Source organism: Flavitalea antarctica (genome assembly GCF_054461535.1).
Map to the genome: position 1 here is coordinate 174,932 of NZ_JBTLQG010000008.1, position 20,536 is coordinate 195,467.

Annotated in this window: 13 protein-coding genes; 1 reads left to right on the forward strand and 12 read right to left on the reverse strand. The window is 45.5% G+C overall.

Features of this window, described 5'->3' with window-relative positions:
• Positions 1 to 98: 98 nt before the first annotated feature.
• From ACX0G7_RS10675 to ACX0G7_RS10730, 12 genes are all read right to left on the reverse strand, one after another.
• Entirely contained in the window at positions 99 to 1,226 is a 1,128-nt protein-coding gene (locus ACX0G7_RS10675; RefSeq protein ID WP_458923452.1) for a mandelate racemase/muconate lactonizing enzyme family protein, read from the reverse strand.
• A gap of 275 nt (positions 1,227 to 1,501) precedes the next feature.
• The gene (locus tag ACX0G7_RS10680; protein ID WP_458923453.1) at positions 1,502 to 2,848 is read right to left on the reverse strand and encodes an MFS transporter; all 1,347 of its coding nucleotides are present in this window, start codon (positions 2,846 to 2,848) and stop codon (positions 1,502 to 1,504) included.
• Positions 2,849 to 2,852: 4 nt separating this feature from the next.
• A complete protein-coding gene (locus tag ACX0G7_RS10685) occupies positions 2,853 to 3,965 on the reverse strand; it encodes a hypothetical protein (RefSeq protein WP_458923454.1) in 1,113 nt (370 codons plus the stop codon).
• Positions 3,966 to 3,973: 8 nt separating this feature from the next.
• Positions 3,974 to 4,894, reverse strand: a complete 921-nt coding sequence (locus tag ACX0G7_RS10690) for a dihydrodipicolinate synthase family protein (RefSeq protein WP_458923455.1) — start codon at positions 4,892 to 4,894, stop codon at positions 3,974 to 3,976.
• 72 nt (positions 4,895 to 4,966) lie between these two features.
• Positions 4,967 to 6,058 carry a sialidase family protein gene (locus ACX0G7_RS10695; RefSeq protein WP_458923456.1) on the reverse strand — a complete coding sequence of 364 codons (1,092 nt, stop codon included), beginning with the start codon at positions 6,056 to 6,058 and terminating at the stop codon, positions 4,967 to 4,969.
• A gap of 392 nt (positions 6,059 to 6,450) precedes the next feature.
• Complete coding sequence (locus tag ACX0G7_RS10700) at positions 6,451 to 7,233, reverse strand: phytanoyl-CoA dioxygenase family protein (RefSeq protein WP_458923457.1); 783 nt, start codon at positions 7,231 to 7,233, stop codon at positions 6,451 to 6,453.
• Between the two features lie 170 nt (positions 7,234 to 7,403).
• Positions 7,404 to 8,330: a dihydrodipicolinate synthase family protein gene (locus ACX0G7_RS10705; protein WP_458923458.1), complete on the reverse strand. Its 927-nt coding sequence runs from the start codon at positions 8,328 to 8,330 to the stop codon at positions 7,404 to 7,406.
• 43 nt (positions 8,331 to 8,373) lie between these two features.
• Positions 8,374 to 9,606 (reverse strand): sialidase family protein, encoded by a 1,233-nt coding sequence (locus ACX0G7_RS10710; RefSeq protein ID WP_458923459.1) that lies wholly within the window; start codon positions 9,604 to 9,606, stop codon positions 8,374 to 8,376.
• A 9-nt stretch (positions 9,607 to 9,615) separates the two neighbouring features.
• Positions 9,616 to 11,088 carry a RagB/SusD family nutrient uptake outer membrane protein gene (locus tag ACX0G7_RS10715; RefSeq protein ID WP_458923460.1) on the reverse strand — a complete coding sequence of 491 codons (1,473 nt, stop codon included), beginning with the start codon at positions 11,086 to 11,088 and terminating at the stop codon, positions 9,616 to 9,618.
• A gap of 70 nt (positions 11,089 to 11,158) precedes the next feature.
• Positions 11,159 to 14,515, reverse strand: a complete 3,357-nt coding sequence (locus ACX0G7_RS10720; RefSeq protein WP_458923461.1) for a SusC/RagA family TonB-linked outer membrane protein — start codon at positions 14,513 to 14,515, stop codon at positions 11,159 to 11,161.
• A gap of 517 nt (positions 14,516 to 15,032) precedes the next feature.
• A complete protein-coding gene (locus ACX0G7_RS10725; RefSeq protein ID WP_458923462.1) occupies positions 15,033 to 16,703 on the reverse strand; it encodes a glycoside hydrolase family 43 protein in 1,671 nt (556 codons plus the stop codon).
• A 326-nt stretch (positions 16,704 to 17,029) separates the two neighbouring features.
• Positions 17,030 to 17,962, reverse strand: coding sequence for a LysR substrate-binding domain-containing protein (locus ACX0G7_RS10730; RefSeq protein ID WP_458923463.1), 933 nt, complete (start codon positions 17,960 to 17,962; stop codon positions 17,030 to 17,032).
• Between the two features lie 197 nt (positions 17,963 to 18,159).
• Here ACX0G7_RS10730 and katG point away from each other — a divergent pair, with 197 nt between their 5' ends.
• Entirely contained in the window at positions 18,160 to 20,427 is a 2,268-nt protein-coding gene (gene katG, locus ACX0G7_RS10735; protein ID WP_458923464.1) for a catalase/peroxidase HPI, read from the forward strand.
• Positions 20,428 to 20,536: the final 109 nt, after the last annotated feature.

Below are 20,536 nucleotides of genomic sequence, written 5' to 3' on the forward strand. Positions count from 1 at the left end.
ACTTTATTAAGCCGTGTTAAATATTTAGATCTCTGGATAATGAAACTTACTATATGCCTGGCGTTAAAACTTCAGATCATTATTTAATGAGTAGGAATTTAATACCTGCATCCCTTTATTAATTCACTCGTATTATTCTCCATCCAGTCCCAATCGATTTCTACTCCCAGTCCTGGCCCACCCGGGAGATGTTGACAACCATCTTCTCTTACATCCAAAGGATTTCCTTTCAGGCCGAATCGAAACATAGGATGATGATTCTCTACAAAATTTGACAGATGTGTAGCGCAGGCGACATGGAGATTAGCTATATCCAGCAACGGGGATGAAGCCGTGTGGATCTCCAGTTCATAACCCATTAGCTCACATAGGGCCAGCGCTTTCATCAGTCCTGTGATACCGCGTTTGATATGAGTATCGGCACGCATAACATCGACTGCTCCATCAACCAGGTATTGTGGCATTTCGAATAAGCTGATGGTTTCACCGGCAAGCACAGGCGTCTGTACTCTTTCACAAATCTTTTTTAATTGTTGGATATGCCTGTCAGGAATCGGTTCCTCAAACCATTCAAAATGCAATTCATCTAACAGCCTTCCTATTTCAATGGCATCCACAAAAGATAGTTGCGCTGACGCATCAAGCATCAGCGTAAAATCAGGGCCGGCTTTTTCGCGTGCATAGGTCAATCTTTCGATATTTGTTTTTACATCGCCCAGTAGCTGAAGTTTTAATGCGTTGTACCCCTCCCTTTTTGTAAGATCGATAGCTGCCCCAACCTGGTCGACAGTCCTCACTGTATGTGGCGGATGCGTTCGGTATAACCTTACCCTGTCGCGAACCTTACCCAATAATACAGCAATTGGCAACTTCGCAACCTTTCCCTTGATATCCCAAAGCGCTACGTCAAGGTCGCCCTGCACCGTGTCCGTCATGTTATACAGATGCCTCCCCTTTTTCCGCATCTCCTGCCAGATGGCCTCATGATTCAGCGGATCTTTGCCGACGAGATCATGATAATATACATCGTGGATATGATAAGCAGAACCACGGCCCTGGCCGAGCGGACCGTATCCCATGGTGTAACCTTCGATTCCCTCATCGGTGTGTAAAGTGGTTAAAGCCATCTCCCAAAAAGGTACATGCCCCGCAGGTACAGGTTCCGGCGCGAACCATGCCTCCGCCGGCAGTTGAATAATGCGGGTAGTGATGTCCGTTATCTTCATGCGATATTCCTCTAGTGATGTCGGTTAACTTGATGGCATATTCAGTTATTGATCTCCGCTATCCTGATGTTATATCCGGACAGTGATGTCGGTTGACTTCATGTCATATTCAATTGTTGATAGCCTCTATCCTGATGCTATATACGGACAGTGATGTCGGTTATATTAATGTTATATTCAGTTAGCGATGCCCGTATTTTCATGAATATTGTAGCCGGCATCCTGTACACATCCAACAGCAATGCGCAAATAATCCCCCATGATTCGTGTCTACATTAAATATTGTCTTTTTTTATTTTCACGGCAAATAAAGACCAGGTTGCTATAAGCAAGAGCACTGCAGCGCCTTTATAAATGACTGACAGGTCGATCTGAGCATCTTTCAATGCCCCGCCAACATAAACCATCAGGCCACCAACGATCGTACTAAGAAAATTGAGCAAACCATAGCCTGTCGCTACATACCGGTTATCTATGACCTGGTGAACGATGGGCATAAGGTTAGCATCATTGAAACCGCGGGCCAGGCCGAATGCTATCATGGCAATGATAGCAATACCAAAAACATAGGTAGATGACATCAGGAACAACACCGGCGCGCCCACACTAAAACCGATAATAATCATGTATAACCGGCTGCGCTGGTTAGTGCGATACCAGCGGTCAGCCAGTATGCCACCCGCTATCACTCCAATAAAAGAACCTATCTGCACATAACCTGTTGCGGAAAGTCCCGCTTCACCAAGACTGAGATTGAACTGATCTTTCAGAAAAGTCGGGAGCCATCCATAGATCAACCAGTTTGCTACACCAAGCATTACAAAATAAAATAACAGTACAAGAAAGGAACGGTTATTGAGAATGAGTTTTATTGAAGACAGAAAGGTCATTGGTTCGGGAGTGAGCACGGTATTCGGGATTTCGGATAATGGGTTTGGCTTTTTCGCCGATGCCGCCTGATCAACGGTTTCAGGAACAACAACCGGTTCTAACTTAACGGTGGTTCCCCCCTGATCACCATTTTTTAAGTCTCCTGATAAATCTTTGCTTTTATCCTTCAGGTAGAAAAAAATAAACACGGCATACAAACAACCGAAGATACCGAAGACCTGGAACCCATAACGCCAGCCCCACCATTCAGCAATAAATCCACCGACACCACCTAATGCGAGACCGGTGTACAACCCGCTGAAATGTATGCCTGTGGCGAGGGATCGGGTTTTCCCCTTATGATAGTCCGATATCATCGCCAATGCAGCGGGGATATAAAATGCTTCGCTGATACCCATGAATATGCGGGCAACGATCATCTCCTGGAAAGAGGAAACAAAACCCGTCCATACAGTAACCGCCGACCAGACAGCCACGCTAAATACGATCACTGTTTTTCGGCTATACTTGTCTGCGAGATACCCGCCAAAAGGACTTAAAAATCCATATGACCAAAGAAAAACCGAGGTGAGCAAACCAAACTGCGCATCATCAAGTGCAAACTCTTTGACGATGGGATCACGCATGGAAGTGATCAGGATACGATCCAGGTAATTCAAAAAAGCCACCACCCATAAAACGCCTACCACTCCCCAGGGATACCAGGACGCCCTTGTGTTTACATTCTTCATTTAATTATTTTAGCGTTGCCCTTAGGACCCGATTTGTTCTTACACCCGGCCTTACCTCTCCGCCGGGAATAATGATATTGCCATCCCAGGTGACAAGCGGCGTAGTAACCGGCGCCCAGGTGCTGCCATTGGGATTGTTTTCAGGATCAGGCATTTTTTTCGTTAGCACATCACCAACTAAAGACCAGGCATTATTGCTATATCCTAATACGCCTGTTCTGAATCCCGGGTGTTTATCTTTCAAAATACTATTGCTGTCAGCGCGGCTTCCATCATCTCCGCCGATAACCAACAAACCAAATTCATTACCCGCAACAGCAGGACCCGGAGCTGCGGCTGTTGAATATGGCAGATCAGCAATCTTTCGCCATCCTTTGCCGGGCGTATAAGCATAGGCGTCTTTCAGATATTCACGATGTGCTGCAGTGTCGTCACCCGGCACAGCAAGATGAACACCACTCATCAAATAAAATTCATCATTTATTGCCCCGGCAACTGAAAGCATACGCGTCTTACCCGGCCAGGTGATAAGTGTGTTCCATGAACGATGAACGGCTGGTTTCGAAAGGTCGAGCGACCAGAAAACATTCAGTGTTTCTTTTGCAGGAGGCGAAGCCAGTCCGCCGGCAACATATACCACATCATTGATGATCACACCACTTGCGTTGGCGTTTGGATCAGGCAGGTCAGGAAGTTGTTCGGTAACAATGCTGTCGTTCACATACCTGATAAAATAACAATCGGCATAGTGGTTGTCTTTATCTGCACCGCCAAGAATGATCACCCCATCTTTCCAGGTGAGTGATACGCCATATCCCATGGGTCTCGGCAGTTTGCCAACCAGTTTCCATTTTCCTGCCGGGTTTTCTAAAACAAAAATGTTATCATACCAGGTTTTTGTTCCACCGGACCATGGACGGGTGTTGGCAGGAAAATTTGCTCCGCCGGCCACGAGCAGGCTACCATTGCTAACGCCGGCAAACGAGCCTGCAAAACCAGTGGAATCGGGGATCGGCGGCAACTGATCCCATGCTAACACGTTATCAGTTGGTACCGCACACGAAAAGTTTTCAACTACACTCATAAGGCTAAGGATTATTATGAAAAGCTTTTTCATTTTAAGTATTAAAAAAATTCGGGCAGCCATGATCTTGCCTTCAATGCTATATTTCTTACTTCAGATTCCGGGATCCATTGATATGGCCAACGCAGCCTGGTGCCAACTGCTGCCCATCCACCGGCTGCAGCCAGCAATTTGTCTAACGCCGGGTTGCTATATCCTGCATCGTTATAAGGCATAATACATTCTTTAAAAAACGATAAGATCCGCTGCTGTATTTCCAGTGCAGCCGGCACATCAGTTTGCATAAGTTTCCACCACGCCTGTGATCCCTTTGGACTTAAACAGGCAACATTTGAATAGGCACCGTCAGCAACGCCTGATTGAAACCCTGAAGCAAGAAAATGCCCGGGAATAAAAACTGAAAATGAATCGATACTCCAGTGCATGGCATTATACCATTCCTTATCACCGCCGGCTACTTTCACGCCGATCAGTTGAGGTATACGGTTACTTAAGTTGTGAATTTCTGCTGGTGTTAATACTTTTTTGGCATGGGGAGGATTGTATAACACCAGCGGAATACCTGATGCTTCAACGGCCACCCTTTCCAGGAAACCGACCTGTTCTTTTTCGCCTGCTTTAACCCAATCGGGCAGGATGACCTGGAATGCATCCGGCTTCAAAGAGACGGACCGCTTTAATCTCTCCAATGAAATGACCGGCGAGGAATGAGACGCACCAATTTGAAATGGCATCCCGGCAGCCCGACATTTTTCAGACATCAATTGCTGTACAGCATCAAAGTCCTGTTCCGTTTGATTATGGAACTCGCCTGCTGTACCATTAGAATAAATCCCATCCAGACCCGCTGCAATGAGATAATCTAATTCATCTGACAATCTTGAATAGTCAATGGTATCATCGACGTTGATGGGTAATAACACAGTACCCCAGTTGCCTCTAAGGTTTGCACGCGTTAACAATAGCTGGTGTTTGAATATACAATGAGTTTCATAATCAATTTTAGTTTGGATTCCCCCGGTCGCAAGCACGCGTCATTTAAAATCTTGAAATGAAAGTTCTTCAAACACAATCCCTTCATATGGTTTTGCATTTCCAGCTTCATACAGACAAGCCAGGTTACCATTCGGCAACACCACCAGGTTTGAATACGCAGCCGGACCTCCATGCAACACATTTTTCGATTTCCAGGTGTTACCATTATCATAACTAAGCCTTACCGTCATATTGGTCCTTGCCTTTTGGTTTGCAGGATTTGAAAATGCAAGAAACGGCTTTTTGCGCTTATAGTTATAGGAGAGCAGGCTACCCTGGCAAACGGGCTCGATCAAGGTGGTATCGCTTCTTAGTTCGGACCATGACTCGCCCCCATCTTTACTTAGTGACACCTGCCTGTGCCGCGTTTGACCATAATTTCGCATGTTCAACATCAATACACCCTTTGGGAGTTCTGCAATGGTAGATTCGTTAACACCATCAGCCGGGGTTATTCCACCCAGTTTCCAGTTGTCACCACCATCATCGGAATAAATCGCATGGGAAAAATATTTCTTTGTCTCAGCCTCGATATGATCACAGGCAATTACCAGCCTTCCTTTATGTTTCCCCTTCTGAATCTGAATTCCATTCACAGGACCCGTAGCATACCAGGTCCAGGTATCTTTCTTAACAGCTGATGTTATTTCCTTTGGCGCTGACCAATGCTGACCATCGTCAGTGGAGTTAAGGACAAATACACGCCTTGTATCCTTTGATGTTTTGGCAATGATATCTTTTTCATGATCAGTGCCAAGGTTCCATGTGGAAAGCAGGATTATCTTACCGGTTTTCTGATCAACCACCGGCGCGGGATTCCCACAGGTATTGGTACTGTCGCTCCAGACAACAGACAACCTGGACCAGGTTTTACCATTATCAGCAGAACGTTTCACAACAATATCAATATCACCGGCATCGCCACAATTGTTTCTTCTTGCTTCAGCAAACGCAAGCAAGGAGCCTTTCGAACTTGTTATAATCGCCGGGATCCTGAAACAGGTGTAACCCTCTTCACCGGCTTTATAAAGATGATTTAGTTCCTGGCTATAACTTTGAGTCAAAGATCCTGACAGCAAGATAACAGCCATGATAAGTCCTAGCTTATTTAACAACATTGAGCGGAATTTTTGGATTGAAGGGAGTATTGCAAGTGATTGAATGAAATTGGTTCGCGATCGTATTGAACGCAATATGTGGATGGATGGGACTGCTTGAATTGAACGTAATACATGTATTGATGAGACTAGATGCATAGCCGGGATTGACTTTATTGAACGCAGTTTCGCCATAGACTGGTATGCATGAACGGCCAGAATTAATTGACTTGAACGCAATACCAAGGCTGACTGAAATGGACGCAGTATCTGAATTGACTGCATCGGGCAGAGTACCTGGATTGTATCACCTTTTACCATAATTGAATCTTGATTTCGTTCTCTTATGTTGAGAGCTCGTATTGGCAATGGATTGACCAAGCTCTCTATAAATTTTTTTCAAACGCCTTTACCTCTTCAAAACGACTGGTGCCGCGGACCAATCTACCTAACCTGGGGCGTCGCTCATTGTACACTTCCACCGCATCAGCATCAGCATAACGAAGAAATAATATCCTGCGGTCACGTTCGCTGCTATAATTTCCGTCCGACTTATGCAGCATCCAGCAACTAAATATCAAGGCATCGCCCGCGCTCATTTCCATTGGAACAGCGAGACTATCATCCGCCTCAACTATAATTTCTGATTTAGTCTTTTTTTGTTCTTCTGTCTGGTTGACTTTTATTTGTCCACCCTTGTGACTACCCGGTATCAACCAAAGACAACCATTACCACGATCCGTATCATCAAGAGCCGTCAATGTGGTTAAAGCGGTATAAGGTTCCAGCTCGCCATACCCATTGTCCTGGTGCCAGCCAAAAGGCTTTGTATTTCCAGCCATTTTGAAGGTTAGCTGCGAAGTGGCGCCTTTTATATTTTGCCCGATAAGCTGAGTGGCAATATCCACCAAAGGCCCATCAAAATAATACTCCTTAACTGTTTTTGATTTGTGATGAATGTTTACAAGCAATGAGTTCTGCAACCATGACTTGTTCGGATCAAAAGCAACCTTCTCCTCATTCCATGCTGTCATGCACTCTTCCCTCATTTGTGACAGTCCTTCCCTGGTCAGAATATTCCTGATCACCAGGAAGCCCTGTTCCCTGAAAGTTTCAAGCTCTTCCGCCGATAATAAATTATAATTGAAGTATTGTGTTTGTTTCGACATATTAATTTCTATGTTTTTCAAGAAATACTCATCTGAAATATGGACGGTTTTTCGTTGAAGGGATATCAACAAATCCACCTGCGTTTTCGTTGCAGCGATCTCCTCGAATCTACTGAGTAGTCGTTGCAGGCATCTCATCAAATGACTGCTTGTTCCTTGCAGCCACGTTATCAAATCACCTGCTTCTTCCTGACAGGCACCTTATCAAAAAAGCCAATCGCATCCAGTTCGCGGTAAAACTGCTCGTAAGACTTATCATCCAATGTAGTCAATGGAAGCCTTGACGGTCCGAAATCCCAGCCCAACATTTTCATGATCGCCTTCTGTCCCGGTATTGGCGGATATTTCACCAACACACGCACTACATCAACAAGGAAACTATGATTTTTACGCGCGGCTTCGAGATCACCGCTGTTAAACAACTCGATTGTCTTGATATAAAGAGGTGCGGCAAAAGTATAGGTGCTGCCAATCGCTGCCTTTGCACCTACTGCCAATGCAGGCAATAACATTTCATCTAAACCAAACAGGATATCGAACTTTCCGTTTTCATAGCCGAGGCATGCCTGGTATTCCTGCAGTGTTGTTGCAGTGTATTTTATGCCCGCAAGATTGGGAATTAGTGGTTCAGCAATCTTTAGAAATTCGATCATATCCATACCAACACCGGTAAGGTGCGGGATATGATAATAATAGAAGGGTATTTCAGGTGCTGCACCTGCAATATCTGCCATACAATCGGCCAGGTTTTTTACTGACACGGGTTTGAAATAAAAAGCCGCAACTGCAGAGACGGCATCAGCCCCGTTTTCAGCCGCATTTGCTGCAAGCTTTTTTGCATCTGCAATACAGCTGTGACCTACATGAACCACGATCAATATTTTTTTATCAGCAGCTTTTATGAATGCTTCAGCAACCTGCATTCTTTCCCTCGTGGTCATATTCGGCCCCTCCCCATTACTCCCACAAACAAAAATCCCTTTCAAACCATCAGCAATAAGTTTATCAACAACCTCCGGAATCATTTTAAAGTTGATCGATCCATCTTCATTAAAAGGGGTAAAACTAGCTGCAATCAAACCATCCATTTTCTTCATAGTTAAGTATTGTCTTTTTTGAATTCCAGTGCCGGGCTATGCATCATTTCTTTTTCGCAATAAAATCCCTGCCCTCTGTAAGCCATTCTATATTAAAGCGGCGGATAACCATCCGATAGATCCAATCGCTATCATCACCGTCTCTTATTTCATACAAACAAAGGATCATTCCGTTTTTATCGACGGCGAGATCTGAATACCCGGAACCACGTGCATGCAGTACCCTGTGAACCGGCCACGTTTTGCCTTCATCATAACTAAGCCTGGCAGTAACGTTTTCTCTTGGCTTGTTAACTTTGGAATTCTTTCTTACCTGGATGGGGTTGTTCCGGCTGTCTGGATTAACAAAGATCAGCCGGCTGCGGTCATCGCCATTACCGGTAACCCTGATCAGGCTGGCCATACATACCGGCTCGAAAAGATCATTATCAAATGCAGGCTTGGTCCAACCCGATATGCCATCCTTACTATAAGAGATGAGCCTGCGGTTTGAATCCGATTCATTACGCATATTGATCATGATGCGTCCATCTGTGAGCTGCACAACCACCGACTCATTTGGATTGATGATGGTATCGGTTGAATTTGCCGGCATATCCAGGTTATTGGAAATGATCTCGCCGCGTTTCCAGCTTTTTCCCTGGTCATCACTGTAAATCGTAGCTACACAACTTGGGCGGTGATCTCCGCCTGGCTTACTTCTGTCGGGTATACAAAGCCAGACCGGAACAAGCAACCGACCACCCGTCATCTGGATGGCATGGCCGGGACCGGGCGCCAGCACTTTCCAATCATATTCTTTTTTGAAGAGATTAAAAACATACGTGATGTCGACGGGATCCGACCAGGTCTTCCCTTCATCAACCGATTTTATGTAGTACGCGTTCGCATAGTTTACCTGGAAAAGAAGGTGAACAGTTCCGTCCTTATCAGCGATCGGTGTAATATTACTGGTTGGTTTTCCTTTTGTATATGGAATCACCACTTTGGAAGCCTCCCAGGTATTGCCGCCATCGACACTTCTTCTCAACAAAAGGTCCATATCATCCCAGTCCTTTCCTTTTCCATATCTCCCTTCAGTAAAGGCAAGCACGGTTCCTTTGGCAGTAATGACCAATGCCGGTACATGGAACATAGTGTACCCTCCTGCCGAAGGTGTAAATAACAAGGTAGTGTCCGTGAATGGGGCCTGCTGCGCGGCCAGTTTATCGGCTGGTAAAATGCCAATAAAGAGCAGAATTATGAATAATATATTATGGACGTTTTTGTTTTTCATAATCCCTTATTAATATCCTTCTGTCTGAACGATCAGCTTGTTATTCGCCAACACTGTGGTATTAACCGGCCAGAACAAAGGCGTCGTTTTACCCACCAGGTTTGGTACGTAGGTGTACACATTGATGGTTCCACCGTAATGAAAACGCACGAGATCATACCATCTTTTGTTTTCAAAAAACAGTTCACGCCCACGTTCATCCAGGATCTCTTTCTCTAAACTTACCTTATCGGTTGCGCCTGTATAAGGTCCATTACCAGTGCGCACACGAACCCTGTCTATATATCTTTTCGCATCAACCGTATTGTTTAAAGCCGCATAAGCTTCAGCTTTCAGGAGGAAAATATCTGCCAGGCGATAAATGATCAGGTCATTATCAGGAACACGATCCTCCGGATATTTTGTACCGGGATATTTGGTGATCCACGCAATCTTTGGCCCGGTCGACTGCCTTTCTGTAATCCACGTATATGGGATCCTCTTGTCGGCCGGGTAAGCATTGAAAAGTGCTCTCGACTTTGTGCTGATCTGGAAAGCCCCCTGTCCGTTTGATGCAGTTGCGGCCCATGGAATGCTGTCGAGGTTGAGCGCTCCTGTTATTCCAGCCAGGAAGGGCAAAGCGTTGATGACATAGTTATTACCGGTTTCATCACGGTTATAATAAACAGACAATATGATCTCGGGATTTGAAGCCGCTCTTAATCCCACCACGTTTTTGAAGTCTGTATTTAAAGAAACGCCGCTCGACTCTACTTCATTGATTGCCGTAATAGCGGCATTAAAATCAGCAGCACCTCCCCCCAGCACTTTGCCGCTCCACATTTTTACATCAGCCTTCATGGCCATTACGGATCCGTAAGCAAAACGATATTTTGAGGGATACAAAGCCGGGCTGAAAGAGGGATTTGTTTTAAACAGCAAGGTGGCTGAATCCAGGTCGCTAACAATCTGTGCGACTACCTGCACAGAGGGTGAACGTGGCAAGAGTTCGACATTCTCATCGACCACTGCTTTCAACATCAGCGGTACATCTTTTAAGATCCTGGTCAGCTGGAAATAAAAGAAGGCACGTAATGCGTAGGTCTCAGCGATAATTCGATTCTTACTTGCGGGGTTTACCGTAAATTCAAAGTCCCTGATACGTTCAAGCAAGAGGTTACAATGCCCGATTGCACGATAATATACGTCGTAGTTCACTGCACCGGAAGTTGGCGATAAGGTATGGGTCCAGGCCACTGTGAACCTTGAGTTCTGAGCGGAGATCAATTCTTCACTGCGTTCAGTTCCATAAGTCACATTGTTATATAAGTTCCGGAGCTGGGTATATATCCCCGTAACATATGGCTCGAAGTCACCTTCGTTCTTGAAATAGACTTCTTCGGTTATGCTTGACTGTGGCTTAACCTCGAGGATCTTCTCGCAGGATGAAGCTATCAGAACGATAGCAGTCAAGGTGAGCAATTGTTGAATTATTTTTTTCATATCTGTTGTGTTTCGCCGGTTCCCGGATTGTGAGCAGGGTATAGTCCGGTATGATAAAGAGTTAGGTTTATCAGAATCTTAATGTTCCACCCAATGTAAACTGTCTTGGACGCGGATATCCGACTGCATCAAAGCCGGAATAGGTCTCGGGATTGATGCCCGAATAGTTAGTGATATAAGCCACATTAAAAACAGATGCAAATACGGTTAAGCCGGTGGACCTGATCTTTTTCATGATTGACTTTGGCAACTCATATGTAAGTGTGATCTCACGAAGGGCAATGAAATCACCTTTCTCAATAAGCGCTGAAACATCAGAACCGTAGGAATTATTATTACCAAGCGTGCTTGAGCGGAGATAGTTTCGCTGTCCAAAGTCGAAATCGGCAAATGAAAATCTTGCATATTTTTTACCAACATCGCCTTCTTTCTGCCAGATATCCGGTCCCAGTGCTTGTTCAGGGGCTCCCTCATTGAAAGCGCGACCCTGGCCAAGTGAACGCGCAAGCGCACCGTTACTTATAACATGACCCGCTGCATAATCAAATCCTACCCTGAGAGAGAGGTCTTTGTAAGAGAAGGTATTTTGCCATCCTCCGGTGATATCGGGGGATCTGTAACCCATAAACACCTGGTCCTTTGTATCGATGATCCCATCTCCGTTTACATCTTCAAAGATGAAGTCTCCCGCATGTTTTTTAGCGATGATACCCTGTGGCGAAGCGAGGTTATCTTTTACTTTTGCGTTCCAGGCCGCTGCGTCGGCTTCGGTGGCAAACACTCCCAGCACATTATAAGCATACATGGCAAACGGGCGTTCACCTTCAGCTATCCCACCCACTTCAATATTGGTTTTTGTTCCCTTATCATAGATGATGTCACCACCCTGGCGATTGTTGGCCCGTCCATTATCAGGCAGCTGAATTACTTTCTGATTGTTTTTGGCAAAGGTAAAAGCAGTGCGCCACGAGAAGTCCTTGCCTTTGATCACTGTTCCACTCAGATCAATCTCAATACCGCGGTTTTGCAACTGGCCATTGTTATAGACGATGCTCGGAAATGGGGCCTCGGATGGAAGTGGCTTGGAAGCAAGTCGGTTTTTAGTAAGTTTATCGTAAACGTCTACGGTTAATACTATCCTGTTATTAAGGAAGCCGGCATCGAACGCAAGATCTGTTGTTGCAGTTGATTCCCAGACAAGGTTCGGATTGGAAAGATTTGAACGAAGTATACCTGAACCTAAAGCATAACTGGTCGCTGAATATCCTCCGTAAGTATCGGTAAGTGAAAGATCACTTAAACCTGCCTCACCCCAACTTGCCCTTAACTTCAGCATGCTTACGGGCTTTATAGTGAACCACTTTTCCATATGCATGTTCCATCCAACTGAAGCTGAAGGGAACAGAGCGTATTTGTTTTCAGGTGCAAAGTTCGAAAAGCCATCATTCCGCAATGAAGCACTGAGAAGGTATTTGCCGGCATAGTCATAATTTACCTGTCCAAAAACCGAGGCAGATTTTGTTTCGGCTAACCTTGTACCGAAGTCAGTAACATTTGAAACAGTGACGCCGTTGATCACTGTTGTTGCTGGTTCGTTAATGGTAAATATATAGTCGTTTGAAGCGCGTTGTGATCCAAGAACAATTTCACTCGCATTGTTCACGGTATAGTTAAAGCCACCGAGCACCATGAAATTGTGTTCAGTGCCAATATGAAAATCATATTGCAACACCTGGTCCGTCATAAGCTGTCTTGAAGCAGTTGTGCGTTCGATCTTCTGCCTGATAGTAGCAGGTTGTATTTCGTCTGCCGGTGTTCCCTTACGCCTGAACATATAGGTATAGTCCTGCAGGATATAGGAGACCGATGGCTTGAAGTGAAGATTTTTAATCGGCGTGATATCACCTCCGACACGTGCTACAAGTCTTTCAGTGGCAATCTCCTGGTCATCGTATTGCAGTACATGGAACCTGTTCCGGGTAGTGTAATTTTCGCCTATAGCGGCATTCCCATCATCTTTATAGATCCTGATCAGGGGTGTAACCCTGGTGGCACGGGTAAGATCATTCTGAAAAGCTTCAACATAATTAGGACGTACATCCTGGTAATTGATCATCGCATCTATCCTTGCATTTTTTGTGAGCTTGAATCCAAAATTTCCCAGCACGTCAAGCCTTTTGTAGCGGGTTCCGGCGAACACACCTTTTTGATCGGTATAGGCGGTTGATAGGTTATAGTTTGCATTTTCACCGCCGCCGTTGATGGCAATACTGTTGTTCTGCGATAAACCAGTCTGCCAGAGTTTATCCTGGTAGCCATTGTCTGCATAAATAAGTTTTGTTCCCGGGTTGATCGGATCGTCCATGGTTTGGTAACCTCTGGACAGCAGGTTATCAACATAGGCCTGGCCTTCGATGGCAACCAGGTTATCGTATAACGCCGTCGTATACACGTAACGACCGAATTGTCCTTTAGCCGTGAATGGTCTCGTGCCGGCTGAAAAACCACCATTATATAACAGGTTGTTTTTATCTAAAAGATCGTAGGTGTTTTTCACCGTGGTGCGTGCCAGCCGCAGATAGTCTGTTGCACTGAGATAATTATAATCTCTTGACTGTGTTTCCCAGGTCGAGCGGTGATTGAAGGTCAGGTTCATTTTGGAGTTAAACTTTCCCCCTTTTGTCCTGATCACGATAACGCCATTTGCGCCCCTTGCGCCGTATATAGCTGTTGAAGCGGCATCTTTCATTACCTGGAAGGTTTCTATATTATCCGGGTTGATGTCATCCATGGATCTGAATACACCATCAATGACCACCAACGGCCCTGTGTTGTCAGCTGAGCCGATGGGATTACCGTTAGCATTACCGAGTCCGCTGCCGTACACATTAAGCTTCGTTCCACCGCGGATGATGATATTCGTGGCACCTGCGCCCGGCTGGCCTGAATTGACCGGCACCGCTACACCTGCTATCTTACCCTGCAGGGCCTGGACCGGGTTTGGACTTGGCCGGTTCTGTAATTCGGTAATATTCAGTTTTGATATAGCTGCCGTGGTTTTGGTTTGACTTTGCTGGGTATACCCGACAATTACAACATCAGTCAATATTTCATTTACTGTACTGAGCACAATATTAAACGGCCCTTCGCTGGCCAATTTTTCCTGCACACCATATCCAACGCTACTGAATACAATGGTTGAACCGGCAGAAGGCACGGAGAGGCTGAACGTACCTTCTGCATTCGTCGAGGTACCTCCCTTTGCTCCCTTTACTTTGACACTTACATTTTGTATCGGCGCACCAAGGCTATCGGTTACTGTGCCGGTAACGGTTACAGACTGGGCTGCGGCGCCGGAGTGAAGGAAAAATAAAACTGCGAACAGGAGAATGATCCGCAGTCGTAAACACGAAAAAAGCCTTTTCATATGCAGCAGGGGTTTAAATCGTTAGATAAAGCAGTAAATAACTATTGTAGTTATGTCCTACATATAACAAAGATGAGGAAATATTTGATTCACCCAAATTTTTTGAAGATTAAATATTTTCGGTGGATAAGAATACCTGGTGCGGAGCAGGAAGTTGCAGAGAACAATTTATACAATGAACAATTCCATTGAGCGAGAAAGCGGCGGCGGTAGTTTAAGCGAAGGCGTTGTGAATGAATCTATCCCTTAACTTAAGAAGTCTTCCCGAACCATGAAGCGCATTATATCGGCATGCATAAGTCAGCGAATAAGGGAACGGTCGTCCAACAATTTGGCGATAACAACCTGCAATGACTGATCACGTCAACTTACCGCTCAGGTTATGTTAATGATCAAGTCTATGTTCGTGATCGCGCGTGAACTAAGCAATTGTCACAGTCGCGCTTAAAGGAGCCCATTTCAACGAAATGAATGTAGCGGGTGTCCACTTCGGGTTATGCACAGCTTAGCGATCGCCTTATTCAAACACCGCGTCCTTCCCCTTATATTCAAACCAATCAAACGACGCTTTGCTCGAGGAAGGTTTACCGAGCGATGTTGCGTACATTCCAATCACGCAGCCCACGAAACCACCAGCTTTTGCCGTGCTTAGTATCGTGCCATCTACGTCGCGGATCTTTGTCCACTTGCTGTCATTGATTGAATAAGACATTGTGTAGATATTATCCTTTGGCTCGATCCTTAAATAGCAATCACTGTTTGCCGAACCGAGTGGCAGGCTTGTTAACAGTTTCATTGAATCGCCTGAAGACTGATACAATTGTATAGCCGGCTTACCGTCAGCAATAGACTTGCACAAATAATAATAAGTTGTTTCATTTTGAAAAATCACCACGCCTGCTTTCTCATTTTCTCCAGCTGCAGAAAAAGCAAGTTTGGTAGTTATTGTTGCACGGTGATGCTGCTGGCGAAACCCAACGAAAGATGGATTAGCATCACCGCTGACCGACTCGGGCCGCAATTGTACCGTAAGTATTCCCTTTTTTTCAGTGGTATTAAACCATGAACTCGTCACGGTGCGGAGAAAGATATATCGATTGTCCAACACCGGTTTGTCAAAATCATCATGATAGGTAAAATTGCCAGTGAAATGATTTACCGGTTTTGGATTGACACCCGGCAAAGGCAGTGGATATTTATATTTTACGGTTTCGTCTCCCTTTGTGATTACCGGCCAGCCATCTTCAGTCCAGGTTACCGGCGACAAAAAGGTTTCGCGGCCTATATTATACATATCATCCTGGTAGGGTCTGCAGGCCAGGAACACCGCGTACCAGCTGCCGTTTTGTGTTTGAACAAGATCCGCATGGCCCGCAGTCGTAACCGGGTTAGGTCTTGACCTGCTTAAATGTCGCTGAGTGAGTATCGGGTTCTTTTCCCAGGGCAGGTAAGGACCTTCAATTGACTTGCTTCTGAAGATTACCTCGGAGTGATTGTATTCGGTGCCACCTTCCGCACACATCAGGTAATACCATCCGTTGATCTTATAAATATGCGGCGCTTCAATCCATACAGGTTTTTTAGAAACATCCACCCCGCCGTTGACCAGTAATTTTTCTTCGCCGGTAAGCTTCAGATTTTTATAATCCAGTTCGTACATTCTTATCGTCCGGTGACCGTTCCATAAAGATTTATTATCCGGCGGAACGCTGTTGTAAACAAGCCAGGCCCGATCAGTCTCTTCATCGAAATAGATTGAAGGGTCAATGCCATTGGCTTCTTTAATATAGGTAGGCTCGCTCCACGGGCCGGCAGGATTATCTGCAGTAATAATAAAATTACCTCCACGGTCGATAAGGGTACACACTATGTAAAACTTGCCTTTATAAAAACTGATAGCCGGTGCAAACAATCCTCTTGAAACTCCGGCGCCCTTCAGTTCAAGTTGGGAGGGCCTGTCCATCGCGTGACCGATCAGCTTCCAGCTTACAAGATCTTTACTGTGAAATATGGGAAGCCCGGGAAAATAGGCGAATGAGGAGTTTACGATATAATAGTCATCCCCTGCGCGACAAATGCTGGGGTCCGGATAAAATCCGGCCAAAATAGGATTTGTATACGTTTGCTGACTGGTTACCGAAACTGAACACAATGTCAATAAAACAACAAGTACAACACTTAATTTCATAATAGCAGGTTTGACTTTCACATTAACTCAAATGTATTCCCAGCTCGTAGCTCGCTGCCAGGCTTCTTCCACCCGAAAAATAACCAAATAATTGGAATGAGACGCAATCATCTGAATGCCAAATTCAAAACTGTTATGATTGTTCAAAATCAACCTACGTGTTTTAACGCTGCCCTGGGTTTACTTTCATCAGCAGGCTTCCTGCCGATGTCGCAAAGATTATCGGAATGAATATCAAATGCAAGATTCATAAGGTTGTAATAATGTTCTGTTGATACCAGCAAGGCGATTTCGACGAGGTCCTGCCCGGTGAAAATTTCATGCGATCAAACCGGTATTATTTCTACATTTTTCTTTTTTACCATTTGTGGGGGAAGATTGTCAATGATCGTCTGACCAAGCAAGCTGATCAATCTTGTTTTTGTAAATGCCTTTAAAGTAACAAGACTGATCTCACGAACCGGCGCAGGGCTCTTGAAGTACCGTAACATATTTTTTCTTGCGCTGCTCATGCCATAGGTGGCCAACTCCGGAAGCAGCGTAATCCCGCCGTTTTTTTCAACGAACCGCTTTAGTGTCTCAATACTACCTGCAGCATAATCAAAATGTTTTTCTCTTGATGAATCTTTCTGCAAAGCACAAAGATTCATTACCTGGCTGCGCAGACAATGTCCTTCTTCCAGCAACCACATCGAGTGCACATCTATATCAGCGGGCAACAGGTATCTTTTGTTAAAAATTTTTTCTTCGCGGGATACATAAGCCACAAACTCTTCATTGAAAAGGAATTCTTCTTTCAGATCAGCATGATTAAGAGGGGTCGCCATGATTCCGGCTTCGAGCGCACCATTTCTCAGTTGCCTGACAATATTCTCTGTTGTCATTTCATGGATGCTGAGCCGCACATTAGGGTAGATCTTGGTAAAGGCTTCAATGAATTCAGGTAACAAATAAGGTGCGAGTGTTGGGATTACCCCGAATTTGAGGCTGCCGGAAACAACACTTTTTTCCTGTTCGATGAGCTGTTGCATCATCCCGGCTTCAGCGAGGATCTTTTTTGCCTGTTCAATCACAATCTGGCCCATTTCCGTGGTAGCTACCGGTGTGCTACGGATAAAGATCTGGACGCCGAGCTCTTCTTCCAGCTTCTGAACCTGCATACTAAGAGAGGGCTGGGTGATATGGCACTCCTCTGCTGCCCTTGCGAAATGCTTTAATGTATCTAAAGCAACAACATACTCTAACTGGACTAAAGTCATGATAGGTTTAAACTATTGAAGTATAAATTTAATTGATTGTAGTTATATTCCAAAAGTCATAATATTGTCGCCCGATACCGGCCGTTTCGACGGGGTTTATTGTATCTCGTATTCCAGATCCGAATCCTCAAATCCGGCTTCATTATTGGGAACACTTAGCAACACATTCAATTCAGTATAACAAAAAATTATCTACAATGGAAGACAACGACATCAGCAAATGCCCGTTTCACAACGGAAAACTAAAAGAAAATGTCGGCGGCGGCGGCACCAGGAACCGTGACTGGTGGCCCGACCAGTTAAAAATAAATATACTGCGACAGCATTCTTCTCTCTCAAACCCGATGGGAGAAAATTTTAATTACGCAGAAGAATTCAAAACCCTTGACCTCGACGCAGTAAAAAAAGATCTCCATGTCTTGATGACTGACTCACAAGACTGGTGGCCCGCAGATTTCGGCCACTACGGTCCACTCTTCATCAGGATGGCCTGGCACAGTGCCGGTACTTATCGCGTTACGGATGGGCGCGGTGGCGGAGGAGCTGGTCAGCAAAGATTTGCACCACTCAACAGCTGGCCAGATAATGTGAGCCTGGATAAGGCAAGACGCCTCCTTTGGCCGATCAAACAAAAATATGGACGCAAGCTTTCCTGGGCCGATCTTATGATCCTTGCCGGGAACATCGCGCTGGAATCAATGGGCTTTAAAACTTTCGGCTTTGCCGGCGGTCGTGAAGATACCTGGGAGCCCCAGGAAGATGTATACTGGGGTTCGGAAGACAAATGGCTTGGTGGCGACATTCGTTATGCACACGGATCAGAGGGTGTAGCGAGTGGCGGTGGAGTGCTTGTGTCGGATGACGATGCTGACGGTGATATACATACGCGAAATCTTGAAAAACCACTTGCAGCCGTGCAAATGGGTCTTATATATGTTAACCCGGAAGGACCGGACGGCAACCCCGATCCGGTTCTTGCTGCAAAAGACATTCGTGACACATTCGGTCGCATGGCAATGAATGACGAAGAAACGGTCGCATTGATCGCCGGCGGACATAGCTTTGGTAAAACACATGGCGCCGCGCCGTCTACCCATGTGGCAGACGAACCGGAAGCAGCGGGTATCGAAGCGCAGGGCTTTGGCTGGAGCAATAGCTTTGGTTCAGGTAAAGGACCCGATACCATTACCAGCGGCCTCGAGGTGATCTGGACCAAAACGCCGACTCAATGGAGCAACAACTTCTTTGAAAATCTTTTTGCTTTTGAGTGGGAACTTACCAAAAGTCCCGGCGGCGCTCAACAATGGGTCGCGAAAAATGCAGACAATATTATTCCTGATGCATTTGATCCGGGCAAACGCCATGCGCCACGCATGCTCACTACCGATATTGCATTGAGACTTGATCCTGAATATGAAAAGATCTCAAGGAGGTTTCTTGAAAACCCTGATGAGTTTGCTGATGCTTTCGCAAGGGCGTGGTTCAAACTTACTCACCGCGATATGGGACCGCGTGCCCGTTACCTTGGCCCTGATGTTCCTGCAGAAGAACTGATCTGGCAGGATCCGATCCCCGCTGTTAATCATGCCCTGGTTGATGATAATGATATTGCTTCATTGAAATCAAAGGTGCTTGCTTCTGGTTTAACCGTATCAGAACTGGTATCAACCGCATGGGCTTCGGCCTCAACTTTCCGCGGTTCGGATAAACGTGGTGGTGCAAATGGTGCACGTATCCGCCTGGCTCCGCAGAAAGACTGGCTCGTAAACAATCCTGCGCAGCTTTGGAAAGTATTGAACGGACTTGAAGCCATTCAGAAAGAATTTAATGCTTCAGGGGGTGACAAGAAAATTTCACTGGCCGACCTGATCGTGCTTGCTGGTAATGCGGCGATCGAAAAAGCGGCTAAAGATGCCGGCCATGACATCACTGTCCCATTCAAAGCCGGTCGCATGGATGCTTCGCAGGAGCAAACAGAAGTAGAATCAATCGCTTTCCTTGAACCAAGAGCAGACGGATTCCGTAATTATCGCAAACCAAATGCAAGGGCATCAACAGAAGCACTGTTGATTGATAAATCGCAGCTGTTGACCCTTACAGCTCCCGAGTTAACCGTATTGATCGGTGGTATGCGTGTGTTGAATACAAACTTCGATGGCTCTTCGCATGGTGTGTTTACCGAAACCCCGGGCAAACTGACCAACGACTTTTTTGTGAACCTGCTGGATATGCGTACTGCATGGAAACAGGCTTCTGCAGATAAAGAGCTTTACCAGGGTTATGACCGCGCTACTGAGCGTCCTACCTGGACAGCCACCCGTGCTGATCTGGTGATCGGTTCAAATGCCGAACTGCGGGCTGTTGCGGAAGTGTATGGCAGTGCAGATGCACAGGAAAAATTTGTAAAGGATTTTGTTGCAGCATGGACCAAGGTGATGAACCTTGACAGGTTTGACCTGGCTTGATGCAAAATGAATACTGATTAGTAAGCGGGCAATCAAATTACCCAATCAAAAAAAGTGGCAGTTAATTCTGCCACTTTTTTTATGTTGTAATGTGCTCAGACCGACGGCG

Excerpts from the sequence above, each read along its gene's own strand:
- ACX0G7_RS10730 (WP_458923463.1), bottom strand. The coding sequence starts at position 17,962 with ATGACTTTAGTCCAGTTAGAGTATGTTGTTGCTTTAGATACATTAAAG.
- ACX0G7_RS10720 (WP_458923461.1), bottom strand. The coding sequence starts at position 14,515 with ATGAAAAGGCTTTTTTCGTGTTTACGACTGCGGATCATTCTCCTGTTC.
- ACX0G7_RS10725 (WP_458923462.1), bottom strand. The coding sequence starts at position 16,703 with ATGAAATTAAGTGTTGTACTTGTTGTTTTATTGACATTGTGTTCAGTT.
- ACX0G7_RS10695 (WP_458923456.1), bottom strand. The coding sequence starts at position 6,058 with ATGGCTGTTATCTTGCTGTCAGGATCTTTGACTCAAAGTTATAGCCAG.
- ACX0G7_RS10675 (WP_458923452.1), bottom strand. The coding sequence starts at position 1,226 with ATGAAGATAACGGACATCACTACCCGCATTATTCAACTGCCGGCGGAG.
- ACX0G7_RS10680 (WP_458923453.1), bottom strand. The coding sequence starts at position 2,848 with ATGAAGAATGTAAACACAAGGGCGTCCTGGTATCCCTGGGGAGTGGTA.
- ACX0G7_RS10700 (WP_458923457.1), bottom strand. The coding sequence starts at position 7,233 with ATGTCGAAACAAACACAATACTTCAATTATAATTTATTATCGGCGGAA.
- ACX0G7_RS10685 (WP_458923454.1), bottom strand. The coding sequence starts at position 3,965 with ATGAAAAAGCTTTTCATAATAATCCTTAGCCTTATGAGTGTAGTTGAA.
- ACX0G7_RS10705 (WP_458923458.1), bottom strand. The coding sequence starts at position 8,330 with ATGAAGAAAATGGATGGTTTGATTGCAGCTAGTTTTACCCCTTTTAAT.
- ACX0G7_RS10715 (WP_458923460.1), bottom strand. The coding sequence starts at position 11,088 with ATGAAAAAAATAATTCAACAATTGCTCACCTTGACTGCTATCGTTCTG.
- ACX0G7_RS10710 (WP_458923459.1), bottom strand. The coding sequence starts at position 9,606 with ATGAAAAACAAAAACGTCCATAATATATTATTCATAATTCTGCTCTTT.
- katG (WP_458923464.1), top strand. The coding sequence starts at position 18,160 with ATGGAAGACAACGACATCAGCAAATGCCCGTTTCACAACGGAAAACTA.